At 70.7% G+C, this 12,462-nt stretch carries 6 protein-coding genes; 3 read left to right on the top strand and 3 right to left on the bottom strand.

Going from position 1 to position 12,462, the window contains the following annotated elements:
• Positions 1-7: 7 nt before the first annotated feature.
• Complete coding sequence (locus ACQPWW_RS14945) at positions 8-1,510, bottom strand: MFS transporter (protein ID WP_433133112.1); 1,503 nt, start codon at positions 1,508-1,510, stop codon at positions 8-10.
• A 185-nt stretch (positions 1,511-1,695) separates the two neighbouring features.
• Here ACQPWW_RS14945 and ACQPWW_RS14940 point away from each other — a divergent pair, with 185 nt between their 5' ends.
• On the top strand, positions 1,696-2,334 hold the full coding sequence (locus tag ACQPWW_RS14940; RefSeq protein ID WP_433133110.1) for a TetR family transcriptional regulator: 639 nt from the start codon (positions 1,696-1,698) through the stop codon (positions 2,332-2,334).
• Positions 2,335-2,403: 69 nt separating this feature from the next.
• Here ACQPWW_RS14940 and ACQPWW_RS14935 read toward each other — a convergent pair whose 3' ends face one another.
• Both ACQPWW_RS14935 and ACQPWW_RS14930 read right to left on the bottom strand, forming a co-directional pair.
• Positions 2,404-8,019, bottom strand: a complete 5,616-nt coding sequence (locus ACQPWW_RS14935) for a GH92 family glycosyl hydrolase (protein WP_433133108.1) — start codon at positions 8,017-8,019, stop codon at positions 2,404-2,406.
• 291 nt (positions 8,020-8,310) lie between these two features.
• Positions 8,311-9,390, bottom strand: coding sequence for a glycoside hydrolase family 19 protein (locus ACQPWW_RS14930; RefSeq protein WP_433133106.1), 1,080 nt, complete (start codon positions 9,388-9,390; stop codon positions 8,311-8,313).
• Between the two features lie 425 nt (positions 9,391-9,815).
• On the opposite strand from ACQPWW_RS14930, the gene ACQPWW_RS14925 reads away from it, so the two are divergent.
• Together ACQPWW_RS14925 and ACQPWW_RS14920 are read left to right on the top strand one after the other, a co-directional pair.
• Positions 9,816-10,862, top strand: coding sequence for a polysaccharide deacetylase family protein (locus ACQPWW_RS14925; protein ID WP_433133104.1), 1,047 nt, complete (start codon positions 9,816-9,818; stop codon positions 10,860-10,862).
• A 139-nt stretch (positions 10,863-11,001) separates the two neighbouring features.
• A complete protein-coding gene (locus ACQPWW_RS14920) occupies positions 11,002-12,420 on the top strand; it encodes a PQQ-binding-like beta-propeller repeat protein (RefSeq protein ID WP_433133102.1) in 1,419 nt (472 codons plus the stop codon).
• The last annotated feature ends 42 nt before the right edge of the window (positions 12,421-12,462 follow it).

Below are 12,462 nucleotides of genomic sequence, written 5' to 3'. Positions count from 1 at the left end.
CGACTGCTCAGTGCTGCCGGTGGGACAGGTGCAGCTCGACCGGCTCGGGCGGAAGGTCGTCGACGCCGACGGCGACGGCCTCCTCGTGGCGGCGACGCGCCGAGGGCAGGGCGAGTGCCGCGAGGACGGCCAGGACCGCGACGCCCGCGCACACCCAGAAGCCGGCGGTGAACGCCGCGTCGGTGGGCAGACTCTGAGGGGTGCTGTTCGAGGTGATGACGGCCGCCACGACCGCCGCTCCGATGCTGCTGCCGATGGTCCGCGCGATGGTGTTGACGCCGCTCGCCTCGCCGGTCTGTCCGGCCGGGACGCTCTCGATGATGGCGTTGGACATCGCCGCGAACGCCAGGCCGATGCCGGCGCCGGTGAGCACCCCGGAGAGCAGAACCTGCCAGGTGGCGCCGTGCGCGACCGCCGGCAGCACGAATGCGACGACGACCGCGACAGTGCCGAGGAACATCGGAACCTTGGGACCGTAGCGTCGGTCCAGCAGACCCGCCAGGGGACCGAAGACCACCATCATCAGGACGGTGGGCAGCAGGAACAGGCCCGCCTGGGACACCGTCTTGCCGAACCCGTACCCGGTGGCGGCGGGGAGTTGAAGCAGGGTCGGTACGAGCACGAACGTCCCGAACATCGCGAACCCGAGGATCAGGGCGACGAGGTCGGTGGCCCAGACACCGCGAATCCGCATCAGGCGCATGTCGATGAGCGGCTCGCGTACCCGAAGCTCGACCCGGACGAACACGATCATCGCGACCACACCGAGCACGAAGAGGCCGATGGTCTTCGGCTCGGTCCAGCCCCAGCCCTGCCCCTTGCTCACGGCCAGCAGCAGCGAGACCAGCGACACCGACAGGATGGCCGCGCCGAGCATGTCGAGCCGCCCGGGCGTGCGGACCCGCGATTCGGGCATCCCGAAGATGGCGCCGAGCAACGCGACGACGACGAGGACCAGCGGCAGCCAGAACAGCCAGTGCCACGACAGGTGCTCCACGATCGGGCCCGCGGCCACGATGCCGACACCGGCGCCGACCCCGAAGATCGCCGACAGCAGGCCGACGGTGACGCCGACCTTCTCCCGAGGCAGTTGGTCACGGACGATGCCGATCGACAGCGGCAGGATCGCTCCGGCGGCCCCCTGCAGCGCCCGCGCGACGATCAGCACTGTCAGGTTGGGCGCCAGGGCGGCGAGCAGGGTGCCCGCGGCCAGGGCCGCGAGGACGCCGATGAGGACCCGACGCTTGCCGACCATGTCACCGAGACGTCCGAGAATGGGCGTCAGCACCGAGGCGGCCAACAGGTACGCCGTGAGCACCCAGCTGATGTCTCCGGTGGAGACGCCCAGGTCCCTTCCGATTGTCGACAGCGCGGGCGCCACCAGCGACTGGAGCACCGCGAACGCCAGGCCGCCCAGCGACAGGTACAGCACCAGGAGGGTGCTGTTGGCGCGCGGGGCCGCGCTGGGCGCGGAGCCGAGGTGGGTCGACTCCTCGATGGTGTGGGTCATGACATCCTCGAACTAGATGTAAACGCTTGCTGACTTAGCCAGTATGCTCGGCCGGCAGCTCAAGTCAACAGTCGTTTACGTCACCTCACGTCCCCGTGAGGAGCTTGCGTCGGCGAGTAAGTCAACATATGTTTACTTACCGACGGACGGCGGCCCACGGTGGAGCAGCCGGGGAGGGAGGCGTCGTGGCAGCAGAACCGCCGGTCCCCCCGACCAGCGACACCGCCGGCGAGCCGGCCCAGCGTCGCCGTCGGGACGCGGCCGAAACCCGGCAGCTCCTGCTCGACGCCGCCCGCCAGCGCTTCGCGCGGGACGGCTACGCGGCCACGACCGTCCGGGACATCGCCGACGACGCGGGCGTCAACGTGGCGCTCATCAGCCGCTACTTCACGTCGAAGGAGGGGCTGTTCGAGGCGTGCCTGCGGGCCGCGGGCGACGAGCTGCGCCGGACGACCGGCCAGACGCCGTCCGACCGGGTGCCCGAAACCATCGCCCGGCACATCGCCGACCCCGGCGCGGCTGGCCTGTCGAGCCAGCTCTCCCTGCTGCTGCGGTCGTCCGGGGACGCGGCGGCGGACGAGATCCGGCGCGGCGTCCTGGTCCGTTCCAGCGAACAACTGGCGGCGGCCCGCGGGTGGCGTCCCGGCGAACCGGGCAGTGAACAGATCCTGCTCCGCGCCCAGATGGCTCTCGCCGCCGGCATCGGGGTCGCGGTGCTGCGGTCGTCGATCCGACTGGATCCGCTGAGTTCCGCCACCGAACAGGACCTGGTCGGCCCGCTGCGCGACCTGGTCGACGCGCTGCTGCCACCGCGCGAGAGTTGATCATCGCGGAACGGCGTGGGCGGGCCGTGGTCACGGCCCGCCCCGCTCGTATCCAGTGCCGGCCCGGCGCTAGCCGGTGACAGTGAACGGCCGCGACACCCTCGTCGCCGACCTGGCACCGCTCAGCGTGACGCTTGTCGCGCCCGCCTTCGCCGCACCCGGAACGCTTACCGTCGCGCCGGCGAGGACACCGTCACCATTCGCGCGCACGGTGCTGACCGTGAGGTCGTTGCCGAGGGCGATGGTGACCGTCTCGTTCGGCGCGAACCCGGAACCGTCGACAGTGATCGACGTGCCACGCGGCCCCGACCTGGTCGTCAGCGCCACCCGCGGCTGGTAGGTCGGCGCCTCGGCCGGCCCGCTCACCTGGACGGTGGCCGTGGCCGGGGTACGCGAGGACGCGCCCGTCGCGGTGACCGCGTACCGGCCGGGTTGTGCGTCATCGGATGTCGGGACCGAGGCGCGGACCGTTCCCGTCGCGGAGGCCGCGACCTTCATGGTCCGGTCCGGGTCGGTGCCGACGCGGACGGTCACCTGCTCACCGGCGGCGAACCCGCTGCCGTCGACGGTGATCGCGCCACCGGTGGTGACGGTGCCGGACGCGGACAGCGCGATCGCCGGCTGCGATCCGCCCCGGGCCACTGTCACGATGAAGGAACGGGTGCTGCTCGACAGCGTGTCCCACACGGTGACGTGCACCGGGTAGGCGCCCTCCCGCGCGTAGGTGTGCTGGCCGCTCATCGCACCGGACGCGTCGATGGTGACGTCGTCCGGAGTCGTGCCGTCACCCCACTGGACGCGGGCCCGGTAACCGGTCGGACCGGGAGCGCCGGCGGTCACCGCGCCGAGGTTCGCCGCGAGGGCCTGCCCGGCGTTCGCCGTCTGGTCCTTCGGGGCGACGGTGGTCAGGGCGGGGGCCGGCGTGCCGTCGTTGGCCACGGCGAACACGTGGATCCGTCCCGCCGAGCGGGGATCGCCGGTCTGCGCCGGCAGGGTCACCGACACCAGCTTCTTGCCGGCCGGGATCTGGTACGGCGCGGTGGCGAACAGGAACGGCTGGGCGCCGTCCCGGCTCGTGCCCTGCAACCGGTACGCCGTCCTCGCGACGATGATGTTGCCGTAGGACGGGGTGCCGTTGGCGTTGCCGCCCAGCGTCCAGTCGCTCAACTGGATCGGGACGCTGGCCGTGCTGCCGTCGCTGAACGTCGCCGTGCCGGTGGTGCTCTGGTTGCCCTGCGTCCCGGCGCCCACGAACGAGATGCTCGTCGCGTCGTCCGGCAGGTCGAGCACGACAGTCGCACCGTTACCCGTGGCGTTGTCCGGCTGCCCGGCCGGAATCGCCGGCAGGGTGAACCGCAACGCGGTCCCGGGGACCTGTTGCCGCTCGCCCTGGGTCACGCCGCCCGCTACCAGGGCGGCCCGCGAGTACGCCCACGACTTCGCGTCGCAGTCCGCGGCCAGGACCCCCTCGTCGCCGACACAGACGCTGTCGAACGCGGCGGTGAGGCCGGAGGCCGGGACGTACCCCACGTCGACGCCGACCGTCGCGGAGTTCTGGCTCTCGCCGTCGGTGACCGTGACGGTGGCCTGGTGGTAGCCCGGTGTGGCGTAGGTGTGCGACCCACCGATGCGGTAGACGGCCCGCGAGTTCAGCGTCACGGTGCCCGCGGTGGCCGGCGTGCCGTCACCCCAGTCGACAGTGGCCTGGTAGTCGCCGGCGGCGCCGCCCGTGACGGTGGCCAGCGGCCCCGAGACCGGTACGCCGGACGTCGCGTGCACGCCGTCGGCGGCGGTCACCGCGATGTCGCCGCCCCCGAGGTCCAGATCGCCCCCGGCGAGCAGCTCGATCTCGGCGAGGTTGGTCTGCGGGGCGCCGACGGTCCTCGACACGGCGAGCCGGAACTGCGCGAAGCGTCCCGGCCTGTCGATCTCGAACGGGCGGGTCTGGTTGCGCCACCGGAACGCCTGGTCCCTGCGGGAGTCCACAGTGGTCCAGGTGAGGCCGTCGTTGGAGCCCTGCAGCCGCCAGTCGGCCGGATCGCCCGCACCGGCGCCGGACGTGACGGTGTAGTACGTCGGCTTCTGCCTGCCACCACGGAACGCCCAACCGATCTGCGGCGTCGCCGAGGTGAAGGTCAGCTGGGTGGTGGACGAGTCGTCGAACAGCTTCGCCGCGTCCTGACCGCCGGTCGCGGTAGCGGTGCCGAGACCGGGGCCGGTGGTGTCCTGCAACGGCTTCGGCGCCTGGTCACCCTTGGTCAGTGACGGCGGCGCGTCGTTCTTGCCGCTGCCCCAGGAGGACGGGTTGGGGCCCATCTGGAAGTCGATGGAGCCGCCCTTGGCGAGCGCTGCCACGTCCAGGGACAGACCGCGCTGCTTCTTGCCGTTGACCTTCACGTCCTGCACGTAGACGTTGCGGTTGCTGTTGTTCGGCGCGTTGACGACGATGTCGCCGGTGCTGCGGCGCACTGTCATCCTGGTGAACTGCGGTGAGCCGATGGCCCACTGCGACGACCCGGCCTGCAACGGGTAGATGCCCAACGAGCTGAGGATGTACCACGACGACATCTCGCCGTTGTCCTCGTCACCCAGGTAGCCCTGGCCGATCTCGCTGCCGACGTAGAGGCGGCGCAGGATCTCCCGTACCGTCGCCTGGGTCTTCGCCGGCGCGCCGGCGACGTTGTACATGTACGGGATGTGGTGCGACGGCTGGTTGCTCATGCCGAGCTGACCCATCCGTACCGCGCGGGCCTCCAGCATCTCGTGGATGACCCCGCCGTACCCGCCGGGGCGGTCGGCGTTCTCCGGGGTGGCGAAGAACGCGTCGAGCTTGTCCCGCAGCGCCTTCTGACCGCCGTACAGGTTGACGAGGCCCTGGCCGTCCTGCTGCGCGGTGAACGCGAAGTTCCACCCGTTGGTCTCGGTGTAGACACCACCCCAGTCCAGCGGGTCACCGGACAGGAAGTTGCCGGCGGCGTCGCGGCCCTGGAAGAGCTTCGACGTCGGGTCGAACAGGTGGACGTAGTTGCGGGCGCGCTCCAGGAAGTAGCGCGACTCCTCGGTGAGCCGGGCGCGCTCGGACTTCGGCGTGGCCGGGTCCCGGGCGAGGGCGGCACCCATGTTGCCGATGCCGTAGTCGTTGATGAACCCCTCCAGCGCCCACGACACCGACTCCCCGGTGGACGTCGGCGTGTAGCCGAGGAACAGCGAGGTCTCGATGCCCTTGCGCCCGACCGCGCCGCGCCCGGACGCGACTGTCGCGTCCTTGACCGCCGCGTCGTACGCCGCGAGCGGGTCGGGCAGCTTGACCCCGGTGAGGTACGCCTGGGCCAGGGCCACGTTCGCGCTGGTGCCGGTCATCAGGTCGGCGTAGCCGGGCGACGACCAGCGGGCGATCCAGCCGCCGTCGCGGTAGTGCTGGACGAACCCGTCGGAGATACGGGCCGCGACGTCCGGGTAGAGCAGCGCGTAGGCGGGCCACACGGTGCGGTAGGTGTCCCAGAAGCCGTTGTTGACGTAGATCTGCCCGTCGACGACCTTCGCGCCGGTCCGGGTGGCTGTCGACGCGCCGGTCGGCGCCGAGACCGGGCTCGCGTACTGCCAGCGCGGCGCGGCGGCGGTGCCGGTGTTCTCGGACTGCGAGTTCGGGTAGAGGTTCAGCCGGTACAGGTTCGAGTACATGGTGACGAGCTGCGCCTCGGTGGCGCCGCGTACCTCGACCCGGCCGAGCCGGTCCTTCCACGCGGCCGTCGCGGCGGCGTGGATCTGGTCGAAGCTCCGGCCGGTGACCTCCAGGTCGAGGTTGCGGCGCGCCTGGTCGACGGAGAGGAACGACGTCGCGAGGCGCATCGTCACCTCCCGGGTCGTGGAGACGTCGAAGGTCGCCGACGTGGCGGTGGTTGCCGTCGGCGCCCGGTCGACGACACCGGACACGAACATCCGGCTCCGTCCGGCGGACAGGCCGCTTCCGTTGTCGACCCAGCCGGTGACGGTGCCGTCGGCGCCGACGATGAACGTGCCGTTGTGCAGGACGAGGCTTCCGGTCGCCTGCCCGGCGGGGAAGGTGAACCGCATGATGCCGCCGTGGTCGGTGGGCGACGTCTCCGCGATCAGGCCGTTCCGCAGCGTGACCCGGTAGAGGTCCGGTTGGGCCGTCTCGTCGTCGTGGCTGAAGGCGAGCGCACGGCTGGCGGGCTCACCGGTGAGCGGCCCGTCGCCGACGACCGGCATGACCGACATCTGGTTGCGGTCACCCATCCACGGGCTGGGCTCGTGGGAGATCGCGAGGCCCTGCAACATCGGCAGGTTGGCCTCGTTGTTGATCCGGTGGTACTCGTACTCCCAGGAGTCCGAGGTCGCGTCGGTCACCGGGGTGAAGAAGTTGAAACCGTTCGGCAGCGCGGTGATCGGCAGGTTGTTGCCGCGCGAGAAGCCGGCCGTCGAGTTGGTGCCGCGCCGGGTGTCGACGTAGTTGGTGAGCGTCGAGCCGTCGATCGACGGCGGCACGGCGGTCAGCTCGATGTCGTCGAGCCAGCCCTGGAACCGGGTCTCGCCGGTGGCCTGCGGGTTGTCGTACGCGAGCAGGATGCGGTCGATCGTCTTGCCCTGGGCGACGGTGCCGAGGTCGGCCTGCACCAGGTTCCACTGGTCGGCGTAGAGCACCTTGGAGGCGCCCTGACCGGCGGCGGTCAGCGGGTAGCCGTGCTGGTCGACGGGTGAGCGCCCGCTCAGGTAGCTGCCGTCGGTGAAGCGCAGGTCGACGGCGGCGTAGGTGGACGGGTACCGGGCGTCCCCACCGGTGAACTCCGGGAAGAGCTTGTACGACAGTCGGGTCTTCGGCCCGACCGGGATGCTGACGTCGAACAGCTTGTTCGTCGCGTACGACCGGCCGTTGCCCTCGGCCCCGCCCGCGTAGCGCAGCGCGGCCAGTCCGGTGAACCCGGCGTCCGGCTTGGTGGTGTAGCCGCCGTTCGGGCCGGAGGTGGCCTCGCTGACCATGGGGGTGGCCGGCGGGCGGACGTTCGAGCCGTCGCTGATGTTCCAGTCGGCGAGCTGCACGAGCGAGTCGCCGGAGTTGGCGGTGACGTTCAACCGGTAGTAGCCGTAGGCGTTCGGGTTGGTGAAGCTGTACGTGTTGGTGGCGAAGCGGCCGCTGAACGTCACCCCGGCGCGCCTGTCCAGGTCGGTCCAGGTTCGGCCGTCGTTCGACCCCTGCACGACGAAGTCCCTGGGGTCCCGGGTCGGTGCGTCGTTGGCGGCGGTCAGCGAGTAGCGCACCACGGTGGCGGGCTTGGCGAGCTGGTAGGTCACCCAGCCGCTCGACTCGAACACGAGCCACTTGGTCGACGGGTCGTCGTCGGTGAGGTTCGCGGCGATCTCGTTCGGCGGGTTCTCCGCGCTCGCGGTCACGGCGCCGACCTGCCCGAGCAGGCTGCCCGGCAGCGTGGTGACCCTGCCGCTCAGGTTCGCCTGGACCGGCTTTCCGTTCGCGCCGACCTCGACGGTGCTGGCGGCGGGTTGCGGGTCGGCGGACTCGAACGAGGAGGCGAAACTGCCCGGGGTCGCCGGCGCGGCGGCGGCGTTGGCCAGGGGCGCGGCGACGAGCAGACCCAGCGGTAGCAGGGCGGCTGTGGCCGCGGCGAGCAGGCGGGGGGACGGGTGACGCGCATGGGGGGTATGCGACATGAGGGACGGTGCCTTTCGACTCGAACCAGTCGAGTACGTCGAAGGTCTGGGCAGAGTGGACGGGGTCAGGCCCTATGACATCGTTGTCATACGAGGTCGTGAACGACGATGGTCGGGGCGGTGGACTGCCGCTGATAGTTCCGGGCGGACCACGGCCCTGTCAACGGGTGATCACCGCGAGACCGCCGCCCGGACCCTGACCCACCGGGGAGCGTCGGACCCCGCACTCCGCACCACGGTCACCGGCTCCCGGGCCTCGACGTCACGCGGCGCCGAGGCCCGGATCGCGCGTCAGCAGGACAGGTTGGCCCCGGCGGGCACACCGAGGATGCCGACGAACTGCTGGTATCTCGTGACCCGGCTCTGCACCTGGGCGGGGTTGCCCCCGTTGCACTCGATCGAACCGTTGATGCTGCGGATCGTCTCGCCGAACCCGGCCCCGGTGACCATCGCGTTGTGCGCGGTCATGGTGCCCGGTCCGTTCTGGGTCATCCAGTACCAGATACCGGTCTTCCAGGCCACCGCCGCGTCGTTCTGCACCAACCACGGATTGGTCAGCAGCGGCAGTTGCAGGGCGATCCCGGCGGCGTTGTAGTTGAAGTTCCAACTGAGCTGGATCGGCCCCCGCCCGTAGTAGGCCGCCTGACCGGCCGGACAGCCGTAGGGCTGACCGGGATCGCAGTAGTGCGGGTAGTTGGCGGTGTTCTGCTCGACGACGTGCACCAGGCCGCCGGTCTCGTGGTACACGTTCGCCAGGAAGGCCGCGGCCTCCTGACGCTGGACGGTGGCGCTGCCGGTCCTGGCGAACGCCGGGTAGGCGCTGAGGGCGGCGACCAGCCCGGAGTACGTGTAGAAGGAGTTGCGGCCCGGGAACATCTGGTTGAACTGGGCTTCGGTCACCACGAAGCCACCGGGGTTGGTGGGCGGCTGGCTGGTGGGTGGCTGGCCGCCACAGGTGTACGGCTCCCAGTACCAGGTGCTGACGACCGGGTCGTACCCGGGATTGTCGTGCTCGGCGACGTAGTACAGGCCGTTGGTGTATCGCACGATCGCCCCGGCGGTGTACCAGGTGCCGGCGGCCCAGTTCGGGTAGGTGCAGCTGCCCGTGGTGGGCGGCGTGCTGCCTCCTCCGCACGCGCCGAGGTCCTCCCAGACCCCGGTCGTGCCCGGCGGCGCCTCGTTCTGGGTCCACCACTTCGCCCGGTAGTTACGACCGTTGTGCGACACCTGGGCGTCTCCCCAGTAGACGGCCGAGGCCTGCCACGATGCGGAGCAGGCCGCCGCCGACGCGGCGGTGGACGGGATGATCGCGACCAGTCCACCGGCGACGATCAGTGCCGCCAGCGCGACCAGCGCGCGCAGTCGTGCCATGTGATCACTCCATTCCTGGGACATCCCGGGCCGACGACCCGGGACAACCATTGATGGAGGTGACTGTAACATCTTCTGTTCACAAACTTTACTATTGCGGTCGGACGGTCCGCGCCCCGCGACGCCCATCGCTGTCGATAGTTCCGAGGCCTTTTCCGGATGGTGCCGCCAGCAACCCCGGCCGGGACGGCCGATCACTCCCCCTCGTGGGCTTGACATAGGACGTCAGACCTCATCCCGGATGCTTCCGGATAGTTCCGGAAGTTGTTGACGCTCCGGAAATCCCGCTGTAATACTCCGATCCATCGAGGTCAATGCGGCCGACGTCGCGATGGTCGGTTCGGCCGCCCCACTTGTCCACACCTGCCCGGACCTGTGCTGCCCGCACCCTGGCGCACGTCCGGGCCCCCGGAAAGGGGCACCAGATGACCAGGATCTCTCCCAGCACGGCCCCGCGGTCGAGGCGGTTGCGCGCGTCGCTGGCCGCCCTCACCACCGCCGTCGCGATGTGCGGCGTCGTTCTCGCCGCCACCTCGGCCCCGTCGAGCGCCGCCACCTGCAACGGCTACGTCGGCCTCACCTTCGACGACGGCCCCACGGGCAGCACCAGCGCGCTGCTCACCGTGCTGCGCAACAACGGCGTACGGGCCACGATGTTCAACATCGGGCAGAACGTCCAGAACAACAGGTCCGCGGCGCAGGCACAGGTGTCCGCCGGCATGTGGGTCGGCAACCACAGTTGGAACCACTCCCACATGACCTCGATGAGCCAGTCCCAGATGCAGTCCGACCTGTCCCAGACCAGCTCGGCGATCCAGTCGGCGACCGGCGTCCGACCGCAGTTGTTCCGGCCGCCGTACGGGGAGACCAACGGCACCCTCCAGTCCGTCGCGTCGTCGCTCGGCATGCGCCAGGTGATCTGGGACGTGGACTCCCAGGACTGGAACGGCGCGAGCGTCAGCCAGATCGTGTCCAACGCGAGCCGCCTCCAGGCCGGTCAGGTCATCCTCATGCACGACGGAATCCAGAACACCCGCGACGCGATCCCCCAGATCATGGCCAACCTGACAAGCCGCAACCTGTGCCCCGGCATGATCTCGCCGTCCACCGGCCGGGCGGTCGCGCCCGACGGCACGACCCCGCCGCCCAGCACCGGCACCCCGCCGCCCAGCACGGGAACTCCCCCGCCCGGCTCCGGCAGCTGCACCGCGACGGCGACGACCCCCAACGTCTGGGGTGACAGGTACAACACGTCGGTGACGGTCAGCGGCGCCAACACGTGGACGGTGGTCGTGGCGATCACCTCCCCGCAGCGCGTCTCCACCATCTGGAACGGCACCGCCACCTGGGACAGCAGCGGCACCGTCATGACGATGCGGTCCAACGGCAGCGGCAACACCTTCGGCTTCACCACGATGACCAACGGCAACAGCAGCGCCCGCCCGCAGATCCGGTCCTGCACCGCGGGCTGACCGCACCCGGGTCGATCCGGTGTCGGCGGGTGCCCGGTTCTCCGGGCGCCCGCCGATTGTGTCGGTGGCGGTCGTTAGCGTGTGGGCACTGTCGCCGCGCCGGTCCGTTCAGGCCGGTCGCTGACCCCCGGAGGCCCTCATGTCCCAGGAGACGACCTACCTCGAACTGTCCGAAGTGGACGGTGCGCACAAGTTCTACGAGGTCATCGTCGACAACGCCACGCTGACCGTGCGCTACGGCCGGATCGGCGACCAGGGGCAGGTCAAGGCCAGCGCCTACCCGGACAACGCCCGGGCCCGCGCGGCCGCGGCGAAGAAGATCGGGGAGAAGGTCCGCAAGGGCTACGCGCCGGCGGTCCCGGGCGTCCGGCAGAAGCGCAGCGTCTCCCGGCGGCAGATCGTCAGCACCCGCTCCACCGCCCACACCGCCCCGGTGCTCTGGCGCTACGACTCCGGCGCCCCCGCCTTCGGCATCTTCGTCGACGGGCGGCACTGCATGGTCGGCAACGAGCACGGCGTGATCACCACGCTCGACCACGACGCCCGGGTGCGCGGCCAGGTCCGCCTTCCCGACGGGGTGAAGTGCATCGTCGCCGACGACGCCTGGATCTACGCCGGCTGCGACGACGGCAACGTCTACGACCTCTCCGGCAAGGTGCCCCGGGTGGCGTACGCGATCGCCCCGGAGATCGACATCTACTGGCTGGACATCCACGACGGCGTCCTGGGCGTCTCGGATGCCGACGGCGGGATCACCGCTGTCGACCACGAGGACGAGTTCCTGTGGCGCCGGCCCGGGCGGGGGCGTTCGGCCTGGATGGTGCGGTGCGACGACGACGCCATCTACCACGGTCACTCGCGGGGCGTGACCGGCTACGAGTGGCGTACCGGCCAGGAGCTGTGGCACACCACCACCGGCTCGGTGCTCTTCGGCTGGCAGGAGCAGGGCAGCGTGTTCGCCGGGACCAGCACCCGCGAGGTGGTCCGGCTGTCCAAGGCCGGTCGGCTCGACGGCACCTACCGGTGTGACGCCCCGGTCTTCTCCTGCGCCACCGCCGAGGGCGGCCGGTACGTCTTCGCCGGTGACAGCCAGTCCTCGATCTACTGCTTCGACGCGGCCGGCACCCGGCTGTGGAAGCTCGGCACCGGCTGCGGCTCGGCGTACTCCATGCAGTACCACGACGACCGGCTCTACGTCGTCACCACCGGCGGTCACCTGGCCTGCATCGACGCGAGCGAGCCGGCGATCCGGGCGGCCCAGGCCGGGGACGTGCCCCAGGTACGCGACGTCACGGCCCCGCGCCAGGCGCCTCGGCAGGCGGAGCCGACGATCGTCGAGGTGACGAGCGACTCGGGTGCGGGCGTGGTCGTGCAGTGCCTGGACGACAGGGGCCGGCTGCGGGTCCAGGTGCTGTCCGACGGCTACCGACGCGACTGGTCAGTGCAGTTTCCGAAGGGGATCCGCGAGCCGGGCGCCCGCTATCTGGTGACCGAGGTCCGCGAGTCCAGCCGGGGCGGGTTCTACCGGGCGTTCGGCGACATCCGCCGCCTGCGCTGAGCGGCGACCTCCGCGGCCGGGCCGGCACACCGACGGGACGCC

The organism is Micromonospora sp. CA-240977, from assembly GCF_050942285.1.
Classification (GTDB): domain Bacteria; phylum Actinomycetota; class Actinomycetes; order Mycobacteriales; family Micromonosporaceae; genus Micromonospora.
This window is presented reverse-complemented; position numbering and strand designations above follow the sequence as displayed.

Coding starts and splice junctions, on each gene's coding strand:
- ACQPWW_RS14920 (WP_433133102.1), top strand. CDS start 11,002: ATGTCCCAGGAGACGACCTACCTCGAACTGTCCGAAGTGGACGGTGCG.
- ACQPWW_RS14945 (WP_433133112.1), bottom strand. CDS start 1,510: ATGACCCACACCATCGAGGAGTCGACCCACCTCGGCTCCGCGCCCAGC.
- ACQPWW_RS14930 (WP_433133106.1), bottom strand. CDS start 9,390: ATGGCACGACTGCGCGCGCTGGTCGCGCTGGCGGCACTGATCGTCGCC.
- ACQPWW_RS14935 (WP_433133108.1), bottom strand. CDS start 8,019: ATGTCGCATACCCCCCATGCGCGTCACCCGTCCCCCCGCCTGCTCGCC.
- ACQPWW_RS14925 (WP_433133104.1), top strand. CDS start 9,816: ATGACCAGGATCTCTCCCAGCACGGCCCCGCGGTCGAGGCGGTTGCGC.